Raw genomic sequence first — 17034 nt, 5'->3', positions numbered from 1 at the left:
GGGGGGGGGGGAGTTCCGGGTCCCTGGGGGGCAAAGGTCTGGCTGGTGCAGGGTGGGACGGACCGAAGAAGACCGGGAGAGGGGGGGGCGCCCCGGGGGAGAGGCCCCCCCGGGCCCGCCCTGTGCCTGTCTTCCGAAGTGCCCGCTGGGGCAAGGTGGTTGATTCCGCACCGCTCCGGCTCCAGGCCTTGACGGTGTCGTGGCTTCCCCTTACGTTCGCCAGCCATCGCAGGTGTTCATATCAACGCTTGCCGTTCATGTACGAGAACAGCTCCCGTCCATCGAGCATCTCGACAGGAAGGCACACCCCCCATGCGCAGAAAGCTCACCCTCGTCGCCGGTGTCCTGCTCGGCGCCCTGACGGCAGGCCTCCTCGTAGGCGCCCCGTCCACCGCGGCGCCGGCCGCCTTCACCCACCCCGGCGTCCTCGTCGGCACCGCCCAGCTCGACCTCACCCGAAGTAAGGTCAACTCCGGCTCCCAGCCCTGGAAGAGCGCATTCGACGCGATGATGGCGAGCAAATACGCCTCGCTGTCACGCGCCCCCAAGCCCCGTGCCGTCGTCGAATGCGGCTCGTACTCCGACCCCAACTACGGCTGCACCGACGAACGCGAGGACGCCCTCGCCGCCTACACCCTCTCGCTGGCCTGGTACATCACCCGCGACAGCAAGTACGCGGACAAGGCGATCCAGATCATGGACGCCTGGTCCGGCACCATCAAGGACCACACCAACAGCAACGCGCCGCTGCAGACCGGCTGGGCCGGCTCCTCCTGGCCCCGCGCCGCCGAGATCATCCGCTACACCTACGACGGCTGGCCCAAGGGCCGCGTCGACCGCTTCGCCGGGATGCTGCGCGACGTCTACCTCCCCGAGGTCATCAACGGCTCCAACAGCAACGGGAACTGGGAGCTGAGCATGATGGAGGCCGCCGTCGGCATCTCCGTCTTCATCGAGGACAAGGCCTCCTACGACAAGGCCATCGCCACATTCCGCGCCCGGGTTCCCGCGTACATCTATCTGAAGTCCGACGGTGACCTGCCCAAGACCACGCCCGGCAGCGGCCTGAACACCCGCGACAAGATCATCAAGTACTGGCAGGGGCAGACCACCTTCGTCGACGGCCTCACCCAGGAAACCTGCCGCGATTTCACCCACACCGGATACGGCCTGTCGGCCATCTCGCACATCGCCGAGACCAGCCGCCTCCAGGGCAACGACCTCTACCCGGAGGTCGCCGACCGCCTGCGCCACGCACTCGGCTTCCAGGCCACCTATGAGCTGGGTACGGCCCCGCCGTCATGGCTGTGCGGCGGCAGCGTCAAGCGCGGCTTGGGCCCCGTCACCGAGGTCGGCTACAACGCACTGCACACCCGGATGCACCACGAGATGACCAACACCCGGAAGCTGACCGAAAGGCAGCGACCGGCCGGCTCCAACAACCTCTTCGTCGGCTGGGAAACCCTGACCCATGCGGAGAACCCCAGCTAGGCGGACGTGGCCTGCAGTGACCGGGGCTGATCCAGAGTTATCCACAGGCGTTGCCTGCCGAACTGCGCGGTACGCATACTGACGCCATCGGCAGGCGACGCTGGGTTCGGATGATCGGGGCCCTCAACAGGCCGCGAACTGGGGGAAGTTGAATGCGGAGGGTTGCCGCTTAGCGGTCGGTGGTCTGTCGGGGGTGGCCGGCGGTCGGTCGTCGTGGTCGGTGGCGAAGCAAGAGTGACAAGAGTGAAGTGGGGGAGTGGACAGTGGGGGAAGGGCAATGAATGACGGGGGAAGTGGGGCAGGCGCGATGGTCGTCGTCGAGGACCTGCACCGCAGTTACGGCAGCGGCGCCGGCGCCGTCCACGCCCTGCGCGGGGTGTCGTGCAGCGTGCCGCGCGGCGAACTGGTCGCCCTGCGCGGCCGCTCCGGATCCGGCAAGACGACGCTTCTCAACCTCATAGGTGGTCTGGATACCCCGGACTCGGGGCGGGTCACCGTCGACGGCACGCCGCTCGCCGAACTCGGTGAGAGCGGGCTGCTGGAGATGCGGCGCGAACGCATCGGCTTCGTGTTCCAGTCCTTCGGGCTGATACCGATACTGAGCGCCGCCGAGAACGTCGGAGTACCGCTGAGGCTGCGCAAGGTCCCACCGCGGGAGCGCGACGAGCGTGTCGCACTGCTGCTGTCCCTGGTGGGCCTCGCCGACCATGCCGAGCAGCGGCCCGGCGAACTCTCCGGCGGTCAGCAGCAACGCGTCGCCATAGCCCGCGCACTCGCCAACCGCCCCGCCCTGCTCATAGCCGATGAGCCGACCGGACAACTGGACGCCGAGACCGGCATGGAGGTGATGGAACTGCTGCGCGCCGTGGTCCGCAGCGAAGGCGTCACGGCCCTGGTCGCCACCCACGACTCCAACCTTCTCGGTCTCGCCGACCGTGTCCTGGGGCTGAACGACGGTTTGATCACGGAGCAGGGCGAGGGGCGAGGGGAGGGGGAGGGGGAGGGGGAGGGGGAGGGGGGAGCCCCCGGTGGGGCTGAGGGTGATGTGTGGCAGCGGTCCGTTTAGGTCGCCTGTCACCAGAGGTCGCCGTCGCGCCAGTCGCAGGTGAGGTCGGTGTCGAGGTCAAGGGGAGTGGACGCGGTGGGGAGGACGTAGATGCAGCCGTCCTCGTCGGGAGTGCGCTGGAGGCCGTCCGGGGTGAGGGCCCATGAGCGGCCGCGCCACAGTTGCCAGCCGCGGGAGGCGTAGAAGTCCGCGGCCTCGTCGGAGGCGCCGAGCGCTCCGAGGTCGTAGCCGCCCCGGATGACGCGCTCCAGGGCCGCCATCATCGCCGCCCCATGGCCACGACCGCGCCGGTTCGCACGTACCCCGACGCCCTCCACGTATCCGCAGCGCAGCGCCCGGCCGCCGTGCAGCAGGCGGCGCTGGACCACGGACGCATGGCCGATCAGGTCGCCGTTCTCGTGGACCAGGGCGTGCAGGCCGCCGAGTGCGTGCTCCCAGTCTTCGGTGGTCATGTCGTCGAAGACGTCGTAGAGGAGGGTGCGGGTCGCCTTGAGGGTGGCGGTGTCCAGGTCCGAGGTGTGGGCGATGCGCACTTCGGTCATGGGGGGCGTCGTCGACGCGTTCGGAGGGGCCTCGGTCATGTGGGGCATGGTCGCAGCCGGAACGTGGCCGGGCCACGGCATTTTTCACCCAGCCTGCCTCCCATTCACCCTGTCCCCCTCCACTCAGCCCCCGCCCCCGGCTCCGCCCAGCCCGCCCGCCCTTCGCCACCCTCCCCTTCATCCCCCTCGCCCCATCAGCGGCGCGTCAGAAAAGGAGCGTTGGCCTGGTGCCCCGACGGTTCGGTCGCCGTCATGGACGGGCGACGTGGACAGGCTGGTGGCCCCGTGACCGCCCGACCGGGTGATCCGTGCCGCCGATACCAGCCACCAAGTGGCGCTACGCGGTGTGCGGCACCCGGATCGGCCAGTTGATCGACCCTTCAACCCCTCGACCGTTCGCCCCATCGACCCTCGCCCCCTCGCCCCCTCGCCCCCTCGCCCCTTCCCCCTCTTGGCCCTTCGCCCCCTCGCCCCTTCAGCCAATCGCCCGCCCAGCCGACCGTCATGCTGGGGGCCGCCGCGCACCTCCCCCTTCGCGTGGCGCCCATCCCCGCAGGGCGCCAGGGGTGCCGGTACCCGTACGGGTGGTCTTCGCAGCTCACCCGCCTTCCGGCGGCTTCGGCAGAGGGGCCGCCCGCCGCCCGTATCCCCGCCGTTGCCGGAGTCGCGGTGTCCCGTATCAGAGTCGCGTCAAGACCGGGCCTGAAGTCGTTACCTGGGGCTTTTGTCCCCTTGGAGGGTCGGTAGGGTCGCAGCAGGTACAGCCCGGTGGGGGCAGCCTTCACGTAAGACAATGAGGCCATGGCACGCGGCAAGCTACGGATATATCTCGGCGCGGCACCGGGCGTCGGCAAGACGTACGCGATGCTCTCCGAGGCGCACCGGCGCGTGGAGCGGGGCACGGACGTCGTCGTGGGGTTCGTCGAGCACCACGGCAGGCCCCGTACCGAGGTCATGCTGCACGGCCTGGAGCAGATTCAGCGCCGGGAGCTGGACTACCGCGACGCGGTCTTCACCGAGATGGACGTGGACGCGGTACTGGAACGCAAGCCGGCCGTGGCGCTGGTCGACGAGCTGGCGCACACCAACGTTCCCGGTTCGCGCAACGAGAAGCGTTGGCAGGACATCGAGGAGCTGCTGGACGCCGGGATCACGGTGATCTCGACGGTGAACATCCAGCACCTGGAGTCGCTCGGGGACGTCGTCGAGTCGATAACGGGTGTGCGGCAGCGCGAGACCGTGCCGGACGAGGTCGTGCGGCGGGCCGATCAGATCGAGCTTGTCGACATGTCGCCACAGGCGATCCGTCGGCGCATGGCGCACGGCAACATCTACAAGTCCGACAAGGTCGATGCCGCCCTCTCCAACTACTTCCGGCCGGGCAACCTCACGGCGCTGCGCGAGCTGGCGCTGCTGTGGGTCGCCGACCGGGTGGACGAGTATCTGCAGGAGTACCGGGCGGAGCACTCCATCAGCTCCACCTGGCAGGCGCGTGAGCGCATCGTCGTCGGGCTGACCGGCGGGCCGGAGGGGCGTACGCTCATCCGCCGCGCGGCCCGGATGGCGGCCAAGGGGTCGGGCAGCGAGGTGCTCGCCGTCTACATCGCCCGCAGCGACGGGCTGACCTCGGCCTCGCCCAAGGAGCTCGCCGTCCAGCGCACTCTGGTGGAGGACCTGGGCGGGACGTTCCACCACGTCATCGGCGACGACATACCGAGCGCGCTGCTGGAGTTCGCCCGCGGGGTGAACGCCACCCAGATCGTGCTGGGGTCGAGCCGGCGCAAGGCCTGGCAGTACGTCTTCGGGCCCGGGGTGGGCGCGACCGTCGCCCGTGACTCCGGGCCCGACCTCGACGTGCACATCGTCACCCATGACGAGGTCGCCAAGGGCCGGGGGCTGCCGGTGGCGCGCGGCGCGCGGCTGGGCCGGGCTCGGATCATCGCCGGCTGGCTCGTCGGCGTGGCCGGTCCCGTGCTGCTGTCGCTGCTGCTGACCGGCATCGAGAACGGTCCCGGGCTGGCCAACGACGTGCTGTTGTTCCTGTTCCTGACGGTCATGGCGGCGCTGCTGGGCGGGCGGCTGCCGGCGCTGGCGTCGGCCGCCGTCGGCTCGCTGCTGCTGAACTTCTACTTCACACCGCCCACCCACACCCTCACGGTGAGCGACCCCAAGAACATCGTCGCCATCGTGGTGTTCTTCGCGGTGGCCGTGTCCGTCGCCTCGGTGGTGGACCTCGCCGCGCGCCGCACCCATCAGGCCGCCAGATTGCGCGCCGAGTCGGAGATCCTGTCGTTCCTGGCGGGCAGCGTGCTGCGCGGCGAGACGACCCTGGACGCCCTGCTGGAGCGGGTGCGGGAGACCTTCGGCATGGAGACGGTGGCGCTGCTGGAGCGCACCAGCGACGTCGACCCGTGGACCTGCGCGGGCCGGGCCGGCGACGCCGACAACGGCCGGCCGCTGCTGCGCCCCGAGGACGCGGACGTCGACATGCCGGTGGGCGACCACATGGCGCTGGCGCTGACCGGCCGGGTGCTGCCCGCCGAGGACCGCCGGGTGCTGGCGGCGTTCGCCGCCCAGGCCGCCGTCGTACTCGACCGGCAGCGGCTGGTGGGCGAGGCGGCGCGCGCCCGGGAGCTGGCCGAGGGCAACCGCATCAGGACGGCGCTGCTGGCCGCGGTCAGTCATGATCTGCGGACCCCGCTCGCGAGCATCAAGGCCTCGGTGACCTCCCTGCGCTCCGACGACGTGGCGTGGTCCCCGGAGGACGAGGCGGAGCTGCTGGCCGGTATCGAGGACGGCGCGGACCGGCTGGACCACCTGGTGGGCAACCTCCTGGACATGTCCCGGCTGCAGACCGGCACGGTCACGCCGCTGATCCGCGAGATCGATCTCGACGAGGTGGTGCCGATGGCGCTGGGCGGCGTGCCGGAGGGGAGCGTCACCCTCGACATCCCCGAGGAGCTGCCGATCGTGGCGGTCGATCCGGGGCTGCTGGAACGTTCGGTCGCCAACCTCGTCGAGAACGCCGTGAAGTACAGCCCGGACGGCGAGGCGGTGGTGGTCGCGGCCAGCGCGCTGGGCGACCGGGTGGAGCTGCGGATCGTCGACCGCGGTCCGGGCGTCCCCGACAGTGCCAAGGGCCGGATCTTCGAGCCGTTCCAGCGTTACGGAGACGCCCCGCGCGGCGCGGGCGTGGGCCTGGGCCTCGCCGTGGCGCGCGGTTTCGTGGAGGCGATGGGCGGCACGCTCGCCGCCGAGGACACCCCCGGGGGCGGGATGACGATGGTCCTCACCCTCCGGGCCGCGCCCGGCCGGCCGCCCGTCAGGCCGGACCTTCCCGCCCAGGCCACGACGTGAGCCGGGCCGTACGGACCACACTCAGCACACACCCCGCGGGTCCGGCCCGCGGGACGACGACACCACGAGGAGAACGCCAGTGAACCGGGTGCTTGTGGTCGATGACGAGCCGCAGATCGTCCGCGCCCTCGTGATCAACCTGAAGGCGCGCAAGTACGAGGTCGACGCCGCCCCCGATGGGGCGACCGCCCTGAAGCTCGCCGCCGCCCGCCACCCCGATGTCATCGTGCTCGACCTCGGGCTGCCCGACATGGACGGCGTCGAGGTGATCAAGGGGCTGCGGGGCTGGACGCGGGTGCCGATCCTGGTGCTCTCGGCGCGGCAGACGTCCGACGAGAAGGTGGAGGCGCTGGACGCGGGCGCGGACGACTACGTCACCAAGCCGTTCGGCATGGACGAGCTGCTGGCCCGGCTGCGGGCGGCGGTGCGCCGTGCCGAGCCGACCGGGCCGGCCGAGGACGAGGTGGTCGTGGAGACCGAGGGCTTCACCGTCGACCTCGCCGCCAAGAAGGTCAACCGCGGCGGCCGGGACATCCGGCTGACCCCCACCGAGTGGCATCTGCTGGAGGTCCTGGTCCGCAACGCCGGCCGGCTGGTCAGCCAGAAGCAGCTGCTCCAGGAGGTCTGGGGCCCGTCGTACGGCACCGAGACCAACTATCTGCGGGTCTACATGGCCCAGCTCCGCCGCAAGCTGGAGAGCGACCCTTCGCACCCGAAGCACTTCATCACGGAGCCGGGGATGGGCTACCGGTTCGAGCAGTAGGGCCCGTGCGGTCAGAGCGGCACGGCGTGCTCCCCCAGGCCGGCGGGCGGCATTCGGGCAGTTCGGCCCCGTGCGGTGGGGGCCGGGGGCCCGGCTGGTTGCGTACGGAGTACGAAGTTCGCGGCGCGGTGTGGGGTGGCGGGCCGGTGACGTGCGTACATCAGCCCCTGTGCGGGCCGTGATTCCGGGGCCCGGCCACCGGTACGCTGGGTTTCATGAGTGCAGGTACCCGACCCGAGAAGCCGGCCGGTCGCTTCCGCCGGTTGCTCGACAGGCTGTCCTCCTCCGAGGAGGAGCTGCAGTCTGCCGAGCTGCAGCAGGATGCGCAGGACGCGGGGTGCACCCGTATCTGCGACTGCGACGACCGGCAGATAGTCAAGGTCACCGGCACCCTGCGGCATGTCACGCTGCGGCCGCGCGCCGGTGTGCCCGCGCTCGAGGCGGAGCTGTTCGACGGCTCCGCCGCCCTCGACGTGGTGTGGCTGGGCCGCCGCTCCATCGTCGGGATAGAGCCGGGCCGCAAGCTCATCGCCTCGGGCCGGGTCTCGCTGAGCCACGGACGCCGGGTGCTCTTCAACCCGAAGTACGAACTCCGACCGCTGGGACAGGAGTAGCCGGTGACGTCTTACGACCGACCGACCACTGACGCGGATGCCGACAGCCCTCACGACGCCTCCGCACCGCCCCCGACCCAGACCGGCGCCGACGGGGCGGCCGACGGCAGACAGGTGACCGAGGCGGCGCTGTTCGAGGCGTTCGGCGGGGTACGCGGCATGGTGGAGACCGTTCTCCCCGGCCTGCTGTTCGTCGCGATCTTCACGGTCAACAAGGACCTGCATGTCTCGGCGATCGCCGCGCTGGCCGTCTCGCTGGTGCTGGCGGCCGTCCGCCTGATCCGCAGGGACACCGTCAAGCACGCCTTCAGCGGTGTCTTCGGGGTGGCCTTCGGCGTGGTCTTCGCGATGATGACCGGCAACGCGAAGGACTTCTATCTGCCGGGCATGCTGTACACCCTCGGGCTGGCCCTGGCGTACATCATCACCACGCTCGCCGGGGCCCCGCTGATCGGGCTGATCCTGGGCCCGGTGTTCAAGGAGAACCTCTCCTGGCGCACCCGCAACCCGGGGCGGAAGAAGGCGTACGCCAAGGCCAGCTGGGCCTGGGGCCTGATCCTGCTCGCCAAGTGCGCGATCCTCTTCCCGCTGTACTGGTGGGCGGACACCACTCAGCTCGGCTGGGTGCTGATCGCGCTGAAGATCCCGCCGTTCCTGCTCGCGGTCTATCTGACCTGGGTCTTCCTGGCGAAGGCGCCGCCGCCGATCGATGTCTTCGCCGAGATGGAGGCGAAGGAGAAGGCCGAGGAGGAGGCCGAGGAGCGGCGCCGCGCCGAGCGCGAGGCCGAGGCCGATGCCCCGTACGGGGACGTGGTGGCCGAAGTGGCCACCGAGCACCGGCCGGGGGCGCCGCGACACCGCCGCTGACGCACGGCCGCCAGGGGGGCCAACCGCCAAGGCGTCCCACCGTCAGCGCGCCCAGCCACCGGCGCGTCCAGCCACCGGGGCGGGAAACACGAGCAACGCCAGGGGCCCGGGAACCGCACATGGTTCCCGGGCCCCTGGCGTTGCACGACGGCTCCACGGGCGCGTCGGCGGGCGGTGCTACGCCTCTTCGCGCCGCACCGACAGCAGGTCCTCCAGCTGCTCCTCACGCGACTGGGCCGCGACGAACAGCAGCTCGTCGCCCGCCTCCAGCGCGTCCTCCTTGTTCGGCGTGAGCACCCGCGTGCCGCGGATGATCGTGACCAGGGAGGTGTCCTCGGGCCAGTCCACATCGCCGACGCGGGTACCGGCCAGCGCGGCCTCGGGGGGCAGTGTCAGCTCGACGAGGTTGGCGTCGCCGTGGCTGAAGCGCAGCAGCCGTACGAGGTCGCCGACGCTCACCGCCTCCTCGACCAGGGCCGACATCAGGCGCGGCGTGGAGACCGCGACGTCGACGCCCCAGGCCTCGTTGAACAGCCACTCGTTCTTCGGGTTGTTCACCCGGGCGACCACCCGGGGCACGCCGTACTCGGTCTTGGCGAGCAGCGAGACGACGAGGTTGACCTTGTCGTCGCCGGTCGCGGCGATCACGACGTTGCAGCGCTGCAGCGCCGCCTCGTCGAGCGAGGTGATCTCGCAGGCGTCGGCCAGCAGCCACTCCGCCAGCGGCACCCGCTCGACCGAGATGGCGGTCGGCGCCTTGTCGATCAGCAGGATCTCGTGACCGTTCTCCAGGAGCTCACCGGCGATGGAACGGCCCACCGCGCCGGCGCCTGCGATAGCGACCCTCATGCGTGCGCCCCCTCAGGACCCGTGGCGAATGCCGCCTCGACCTTCTCGACCTCGTCGCTGCGCATCATCACATGCACCAGATCGCCCTCCTGCAACACCGTCTGCGAGGTCGGCAGCATCGCCTCGCCCAGCCGGGTGAGGAAGGCCACGCGGACGCCGGTCTCCTCCTGCAGGGTGCTGATCTTGTGCCCGACCCAGGAGGCGGCGGTGTGCACCTCGGCGAGCTGGACGCCGCCGCTGGGGTCGCGCCACAGCGGCTCGGCGCCCGACGGCAGCAGCCGGCGCAGCATCTGGTCGGCCGTCCAGCGGACGGTGGCGACGGTGGGGATGCCCAGGCGCTGGTAGACCTCGGCGCGGCGGGGGTCGTAGATACGGGCCGCGACGTTCTCGACACCGAACATCTCGCGGGCCACCCGGGCGGCGATGATGTTGGAGTTGTCGCCGCTGGAGACGGCCGCGAAGGCGCCCGCCTCCTCGATGCCCGCCTCACGCAGGGTGTCCTGGTCGAAGCCGACGCCGGTGACCCGGCGGCCGCCGAAGGCCGAGCCCAGGCGCCGGAACGCGGTCGGGTCCTGGTCGATCACCGCGATGGTGTGACCCTGGCTCTCCAGGGTCTGTGCGAGCGCGGAGCCGACGCGCCCGCACCCCATGATGACGATGTGCATGCTGATTACCCCGTGCCCTGTACTAGCGCGTTGTCCTGCACAAACACCCTGCTCACTACTTTCTTCTCCCAGTACCGGCGACACGAAGCCACGGCTCGCGTTACGGACCGGGTACGGCAAACGGGAGCGCCGGGCGCACCACGGTCCGGTACAACCGTAGCCGTAATGCCGCCCCTCGTAGGGGGCGCGGTGGGCCGCGGACGGAAGCGGGCCGGCCGGTCCCGCGGCGGTGTGCCGCGCCGGGCTGCGCCGCGCCGCGCCCGTAAGGCACGCTACGAGGTGTGTCCAACCTGCCTCTGCCACCCCAACAGGCCCCCGCCACCCCGCACATGGTCGTCTGCGGCGACGATGCGCTCGCGCACCGGCTCGCCGCCGAGCTCCGGGACGTCTACGGCGAACGGGTGACGCTCGTCGTCCCCTCCGCCCGCGAGACGCACCGCCCGCGGATCCCGCCGCCGGCCCGCGCGCTCGACCGGGCGACCGCGCTGCTCGGCCGGATGTCGGCGGCGATGTCGCGGACGGCGCTGCTGCCGCCGGAGGAGCCCGGGGACGGCGAGCCGGCGGCGGAGGAGGGGACGTTACGGGTGCTGGAGTCGGCGCAGCCGGACGATGCGGCGCTGTCCGCGGCGCGCATCGTCGAGGCGGAGGCGCTGGCGCTGGTCTACGACGACGACGAGCTCAACATCCATGCCGCGCTGCGCGCCCGCCGGCTCAATCCCCGGCTGCGGCTGGTCATCCGGCTCTACAACCGCAAGCTCGGTCAGCACCTGGCGGCGTTGCTCGACCAGGCCGCGGCGGTCGCCGCCCAGGCCGCCGGGGACACGGCGGGCGGCGCGGACGCGGGGGTCGACGCCTCCACGACCGTGCTGTCGGACGCCGACACCGTGGCGCCGGCGCTGGTGGCCACCGCGGTCGCCGGGACCAGCAAGGTCATCGAGGCGGACGGGCTGCTGCTGCGGGCCGTGGAGCGTGCGCCGGTGCCTCCCGGCCGGCCCGGCGATCCCGGATTGTGCACCCTGGCGCTGCTCTCTGCGTCTGCCGGCGACCCCGCGTCCGTCGCCGCCGCCTCCGCGGGCATACCGGGTGCGGCGGCCGGCGACGAGGGGCCCGTCCTGCTGCCGGACGAGGCCGCTGCGGGGGCCGCGTCCGGCTGCGGCACCGTCGTCCTGGAGACCGTCTCCTATACGGGGCGGCCGGTGCGCCGGCACTGGCTGCGGGGCCGGGGTGCGCCGGTCGCCTCGCTCTTCTCCCGGCGGCTGCGCTGGTCGCTGGCCGGCATCGTCGGCGCGGTGGTGGCGCTGGCCGTCGCCTCGTGGCTGACCGTGGGCGAGAACCCGGTGCACGCCGCCTATCTCACGCTGCTGGACCTCTTCGCGATCAACGATCCGGCGGTCGACGCGCCGCTGCCCCGCAAGATCCTTCAGCTGCTGTCCGGGCTGACCGGTCTGCTGCTGCTTCCGGTGCTGGTCGCTGCGGCGTTCGAGGGCCTGGGCACCTTCCGCAGCGCCTCGGCGCTGCGGCGGCCGCCGCGCGGGCTGTCGGGACATGTGGTGCTGCTGGGCCTGGGCAAGGTCGGCACCCGGGTCCTGGCCCGGCTGCACGAGATGGGCATCCCCGTGGTGTGCATCGAGGGGGACCCGGAGGCGCGGGGCATCGCGCTGGCCCGGCGGCTGCGGGTGCCGACCGTCCTGGGGGACGTCACCCAGGAGGGCGTCCTGGAGGCCGCGATGATCGACCGGGCGGCCTCGCTGCTCGCGCTGACCAGCGAGGACACCACGAATCTGGAGGCCGCTCTCTACGCCCGCTCGGTCACGCCGCAGCTGCGGGTGACGCTGCGGCTGTTCGACGACCGGTTCGCCACCGCCGTCTACCGCACCCTGCGCGCCGCGCACCCCGGGGCGCGGACCCGCAGCCGCAGCACCTCCTTCCTGGCCGCGCCCGCCTTCGCCGGCGCGATGATGGGGCGCCAGATCCTGGGAGCCATCCCGGTCGAGCGCCGGGTGCTGCTGGTCGCCAGGGTCGAGGTCCGCGGCCATGCCGCGCTGGAGGGCCGTACGGTCGCCGAAGTGCTGCGGCCGGGGCGGCTGCGGTTGCTGGCGGTCGACACCTCCGCGCCGGACGACCCCGCGCCGGACGCCCCGGCCACCACCCCGCCCGCGGACGGCGGGGGCGGGGAGCGGGGGCCGGCCCACCTGGTGCACGAGCTGGGTGACGGCTATGTGCTGCGGCCCCAGGACCGGGTGCTGCTGGTCGCCACCCGGCAGGGGCTGGGCGATCTGCACTCCCGGCGCTCGCGGGCGGCCGGGGCCGGGACGCGCCCGGGCTGAGGAGGTGACGAACGCCACGGGGGCCGGCCCGCGGCGGGGGCGGCGTGCACACGACGTGCGGATCTTGTGGAGGCGGCGGTCCGGGGCGGGCCGCGAGCAGGGGCGGTTGTGAACCGGCCCACGCCGCGCTGCTCGCCCGTGCGGGTGGCGGGTGGGCACGGGCCTTGACGAAGCCTTAGCATCCTCGGGTGTCCAAACTGACCGACGTGCCCAAACGGATCTTGATCGGGCGCGCACTGCGCAGCGACAAGCTGGGGGAGACCCTGCTTCCCAAGCGCATCGCACTCCCCGTCTTCGCCTCCGACCCGCTCTCCTCCGTGGCCTACGCGCCGGGCGAGGTGCTGCTCGTCCTGTCCGTCGCGGGTGTCTCTGCGTACACCTTCAGCCCCTGGATCGCGGTCGCGGTCGTGGTGCTGATGTTCACCGTCGTCGCGTCCTACCGGCAGAACGTGCACGCCTACCCGAGCGGCGGTGGTGACTACGAGGTCGCCACCACCAACCTCGGCCCCAAGGCCGGTCTCACCGTCGCCAGCGCCCTGCTGGTCGACTATGTGCTGACCGTCGCGGTCTCGATCTCCTCCGGAATCGAGAACCTGGGCTCCGCGATCCCGTTCGTCGTCGAGCACAAGACGCTCTGCGCGGTCGCCGTGATCGTCCTGCTGACGCTGATGAACCTGCGCGGCGTCAAGGAGTCCGGCAAGCTCTTCGCGATCCCGACGTACGTCTTCGTCGCCGGTGTCTTCATCATGATCGCCTGGGGCGTGATCCGCGCCGTGGTCATGGGCGACACCATGAAGGCCCCCACCGCCGACTACACCATCCACGCCGAGCAGGGCGGCCTGGCCGGCTTCGCGCTGATCTTCCTTCTCCTGCGGGCCTTCTCCTCCGGCTGCGCCGCGCTGACCGGCGTCGAGGCGATCTCCAACGGCGTGCCCGCCTTCCGCAAGCCGAAGTCGAAGAACGCCGCGACCACCCTCGCCCTCATGGGCGGCCTGGCCGTCACGATGTTCTGCGGCATCATCGGCCTGGCCATGGCCACCAACGTGCGGATGGCGGAGAACCCCGCCAAGGACCTGCTCGACCACGGCACGCCGCTCGGCTCCGGCTACACCCAGAACCCGGTCATCTCGCAGGTCGCCGAGGCGGTCTTCGGCAAGGGCAGCTTCCTGTTCGTGGTCCTCGCCGCGGCCACCGCCCTGGTCCTCTTCCTCGCCGCCAACACCGCCTACAACGGCTTCCCGCTGCTCGGCTCGATCCTCGCCCAGGACCGCTATCTGCCGCGCCAGCTGCACACCCGCGGCGACCGTCTGGCGTTCTCCAACGGCATCGTGCTGCTGTCCGGTGCCGCCGCGATACTCGTCTACCTCTACGGCGCCGACTCCACCAGGCTCATCCAGCTCTACATCGTGGGCGTCTTCGTCTCCTTCACGCTCAGCCAGACCGGCATGGTCCGCCACTGGAACCGCCATCTGCTGACCGAGAAGGACCCGGCCAAGCGCCACCGGATGCACCGCTCGCGCGCCATCAACGCCTTCGGCGCCTTCTTCACCGGCCTGGTCCTGGTCGTCGTCCTGCTGACCAAGTTCACCCACGGCGCCTGGGTGGCCCTCCTCGGCATGGTCATCTTCTTCGTGACGATGTCCGCGATCCGCCGCCACTACGACCGGGTCGCCGACGAGATCGCCGCCGAGGACACCCCCGACGACGACGTCGTACGGCCCTCCCGGGTCCACTCCATCGTCCTGGTCTCCAAGGTCCACAAGCCCACCCTGCGCGCCCTGAACTACGCCAAGCTGATGCGCACCGACACGCTCGAAGCGGTCAGCGTGGACGTGGACCAGGCCGACACCCGGGCCCTGCGGGAGGAGTGGGAGCGCCGCGGCATCGAGGTGCCGCTGAAGGTCCTGGCCTCCCCGTACCGCGAGATCACCCGGCCGATCATCGACTACGTCAAGTCGCTGCGCCGCGAGAGCCCCCGCGACGCCGTCTCCGTCTACATCCCCGAGTACGTCGTCGGCCACTGGTACGAGCACCTGCTGCACAACCAGTCCGCGCTGCGCCTCAAGGGGCGCCTGCTGTTCACTCCCGGCGTCATGGTCACCTCCGTGCCCTGGCAGCTGGACTCCTCCGAGGCCGCCAAGCTGCGGGCCCGCAAGCGCGCCGAGTGGAACGCTCCCGGCGCGGTGCGCCGCGGGCCGGTCGCCCAGCCGAAGAAGGAGAAGGCGGCCACGAAGAAGTAGCGGACGCCGAGGGACTGTCCGAGGGGCCCGGCCCCGACCCATCGGACAGTCCCTAGGGCTCACAGGGCCCGGTGCACGTCGCCACGGGTCCGGGCCATCACACGGCGGGACGTAGAATGGACGGCTGGCGTCCCGCCGCCCCGTCCCGCCGTCCCGCCCGGCACCACCCCACCTCAGGAGCCCTCCCGCCATGCAGGCAGAACCCAAGAAGTCGCTGGTCGGCGAGGAGTACGAGGTCGAGGTCGGCCCGGTCGCGCACGGTGGCCACTGCATCGCCCGCACCGACGAGGGCCAGGTGCTCTTCGTCCGCCACGCCCTGCCCGGTGAGCGCGTCACCGCCCGCGTCACCGACGGCGAAGAGGGCGCCCGCTTCCTGCGCGCGGACGCCGTGCAGATCCTGACCGCGTCCAAGGACCGGGTCGAGGCCCCCTGCCCCTTCTCCGGCCCCGGCCGCTGCGGCGGCTGCGACTGGCAGCACGCCGCGCCCGGCGCCCAGCGCCGCCTGAAGTCCGCGGTCATCGCCGAACAGCTCCAGCGCCTGGCCGGACTCTCACCCGAGGACGCCGGCTGGGACGGCACCGTCGAGCCCGCCCCCGGCGACAAGGTCGCCAAGGGCGAGGTGCCGGCCTGGCGCACCCGCGTCCAGTACGCCATCGACGCCGACGGCCACGTCGGCCTGCGCAAGCACCGCTCCCACGACGTCGAGCCGATCACCCACTGCATGATCGCCGCGCCCGGCGTCTCGGAACTCGGCGTCGAGCAGCGCGACTGGCCGCAGATCGCCACCGTCGAGGCGATCGCCGCCACCGGCTCCCACGACCGCCAGGTCATCCTCACCCCGCGCCCCGGCGGCCGCCTCCCGATCGTCGAACTCGACAAGCCGGTCTCGGTCATGAGGGTGGGGGAGAAGGACGGCGGCGTGCACCGCGTCCACGGCCGCCCCTTCGTCCGCGAACGCGCCGCCGGCCGCACCTGGCGGGTCGGCAACGGCGGCTTCTGGCAGGTCCACCCGAAGGCCGCCGACCTCCTCGTCGAGGCCGTCATGCAGGGCCTGATGCCCAAGAAGGGCGATATGGCCCTCGACCTGTACTGCGGCGTCGGCCTGTTCGCCGGAGCCCTCGCCGAACGCGTCGGCGACAAGGGCGCGGTCCTCGGCATCGAATCCGGCAAGCGCGCCGTCGAGGACGCCCGCCACAACCTCGCCGACCTCGACCGCGTCCGCATCGAACACGGCAAGGTCGAGTCCATCCTCCCCCGCACCGGCATCACCGACGTCGACCTCGTCGTCCTCGACCCACCCCGCGCCGGCGCCGGCAAGCAGACCGTCCACCACCTCGCCTCCCTCACCCCCCGCCGCATCGCCTACGTCGCCTGCGACCCGGCGGCCCTGGCCCGCGACCTGAAGTACTTCGCGGAGGCGGGGTACGCGCCGCGGCGGATGCGGGCGTTCGATCTGTTCCCGGTTACGCACCATGTGGAGTGTGTGGTGATCTTGGAGCGGGCAGAGAAGCAGCGCTGAGCCGCGGGTTCTTCTGGACCGCCCTGCCGCGGCCGGCTGTGCTCGACCTGCTTCCCCCTGTTTCCCAAAGTCCGCCACGTGGAGCGTGTCCCCAGCTCGCGCCAGTCGACCGTCGGGTCCGCGTCGAAGCTCCTGGCGGGCACTCCGCGGTCTCGATCTCGGTGATGGTCGACGCCGGTTGCGGCGCACGGAGGACCAGAAGGACCAGGCGACTATGGGCGCCGTGCACCAGGCAGACGTATGGGCGCTGTGCACCACGCAGACGTAGTCGTCGAGGGTGCCCTGGCAGACCACCAGGTAGGTAGTAGGGGAGCGGATGCGTCCATCACGGCTCCCCTCGCAGGCGGCCTACCCCTACGAGCGTGCTGACCCGGGCCAGACCATCGGAAACGCCTGCCTTATGGATGCCCCCGTGACCAGCTGGTCCGGCAACCTAGCGGGTCCGGGACAGCTCGAAGCACCGCGGACGTGCCCCCGAGTCGTGCCGCACTCATAGGATCGTGTAAGTTCTTCGAGTTGCCACGGAGCCGACCGGCCCCGGAACAACCATCCCGCCGCTTCGCGGCACACCACTACTGCACGGCCCCTCACCGGGAAGAATTTCGGCATGCCGAAATTCGGACCGCGGCGCGATTATGCGCCGACGAGGAATTCCGCTAAAGTAGTGATCACGCCGAAAGGCGCGAACAAACCCCCTCCGACGGGGAATCGGAAACAAATTCGGACCGGCAACG

Annotated in this window: 12 protein-coding genes; 9 read left to right on the top strand and 3 right to left on the bottom strand. The window is 71.4% G+C overall.

All coding sequences use genetic code 11. The features are described 5' to 3' along the window. Positions 1–312: 312 nt before the first annotated feature. Both ACZ5XZ_RS23950 and ACZ5XZ_RS23945 read left to right on the top strand, forming a co-directional pair. On the top strand, positions 313–1491 hold the full coding sequence (locus tag ACZ5XZ_RS23950) for an alginate lyase family protein (protein ID WP_468981298.1): 1179 nt from the start codon (positions 313–315) through the stop codon (positions 1489–1491). A 277-nt stretch (positions 1492–1768) separates the two neighbouring features. Further along, the gene (locus ACZ5XZ_RS23945; RefSeq protein WP_468981297.1) at positions 1769–2557 is read left to right on the top strand and encodes an ABC transporter ATP-binding protein; all 789 of its coding nucleotides are present in this window, start codon (positions 1769–1771) and stop codon (positions 2555–2557) included. Between the two features lie 8 nt (positions 2558–2565). Here ACZ5XZ_RS23945 and ACZ5XZ_RS23940 read toward each other — a convergent pair whose 3' ends face one another. Then, on the bottom strand, positions 2566–3138 hold the full coding sequence (locus tag ACZ5XZ_RS23940) for a GNAT family N-acetyltransferase (protein WP_468981294.1): 573 nt from the start codon (positions 3136–3138) through the stop codon (positions 2566–2568). Positions 3139–3900: 762 nt separating this feature from the next. On the opposite strand from ACZ5XZ_RS23940, the gene ACZ5XZ_RS23935 reads away from it, so the two are divergent. The 4 genes from ACZ5XZ_RS23935 (at position 3901) to ACZ5XZ_RS23920 (ending at position 8700) form a co-directional block, all read left to right on the top strand. After that, positions 3901–6456: a DUF4118 domain-containing protein gene (locus ACZ5XZ_RS23935; protein ID WP_468981291.1), complete on the top strand. Its 2556-nt coding sequence runs from the start codon at positions 3901–3903 to the stop codon at positions 6454–6456. Between the two features lie 79 nt (positions 6457–6535). Further along, entirely contained in the window at positions 6536–7219 is a 684-nt protein-coding gene (locus ACZ5XZ_RS23930; protein ID WP_468981288.1) for a response regulator, read from the top strand. Positions 7220–7434: 215 nt separating this feature from the next. Further along, positions 7435–7833, top strand: a complete 399-nt coding sequence (locus ACZ5XZ_RS23925) for an OB-fold nucleic acid binding domain-containing protein (protein ID WP_351274426.1) — start codon at positions 7435–7437, stop codon at positions 7831–7833. Between the two features lie 3 nt (positions 7834–7836). Continuing rightward, a complete protein-coding gene (locus ACZ5XZ_RS23920; RefSeq protein WP_468981286.1) occupies positions 7837–8700 on the top strand; it encodes a DUF3159 domain-containing protein in 864 nt (287 codons plus the stop codon). Positions 8701–8877: 177 nt separating this feature from the next. On the opposite strand, the gene ACZ5XZ_RS23915 is transcribed toward ACZ5XZ_RS23920, so the two are convergent. Next, on the bottom strand, positions 8878–9549 hold the full coding sequence (locus ACZ5XZ_RS23915; protein WP_238575713.1) for a potassium channel family protein: 672 nt from the start codon (positions 9547–9549) through the stop codon (positions 8878–8880). Continuing rightward, positions 9546–10214 (bottom strand): potassium channel family protein, encoded by a 669-nt coding sequence (locus ACZ5XZ_RS23910; RefSeq protein WP_384440018.1) that lies wholly within the window; start codon positions 10212–10214, stop codon positions 9546–9548. The genes ACZ5XZ_RS23915 and ACZ5XZ_RS23910 overlap by 4 nt, the downstream gene beginning before the upstream one ends. A 329-nt stretch (positions 10215–10543) precedes the next feature. Here ACZ5XZ_RS23910 and ACZ5XZ_RS23905 point away from each other — a divergent pair, with 329 nt between their 5' ends. From ACZ5XZ_RS23905 to ACZ5XZ_RS23895, 3 genes are all read left to right on the top strand, one after another. Further along, positions 10544–12541 (top strand): NAD-binding protein, encoded by a 1998-nt coding sequence (locus tag ACZ5XZ_RS23905; RefSeq protein ID WP_468981527.1) that lies wholly within the window; start codon positions 10544–10546, stop codon positions 12539–12541. A 188-nt stretch (positions 12542–12729) separates the two neighbouring features. Then, positions 12730–14781 carry an APC family permease gene (locus ACZ5XZ_RS23900; protein WP_468981282.1) on the top strand — a complete coding sequence of 684 codons (2052 nt, stop codon included), beginning with the start codon at positions 12730–12732 and terminating at the stop codon, positions 14779–14781. A gap of 190 nt (positions 14782–14971) precedes the next feature. Continuing rightward, a complete protein-coding gene (locus ACZ5XZ_RS23895) occupies positions 14972–16300 on the top strand; it encodes a class I SAM-dependent RNA methyltransferase (RefSeq protein ID WP_468981280.1) in 1329 nt (442 codons plus the stop codon). Positions 16301–17034: the final 734 nt, after the last annotated feature.

The sequence above is a fragment of the Streptomyces sp. NPDC033270 genome, from assembly GCF_055576575.1.
This window is presented reverse-complemented; position numbering and strand designations above follow the sequence as displayed.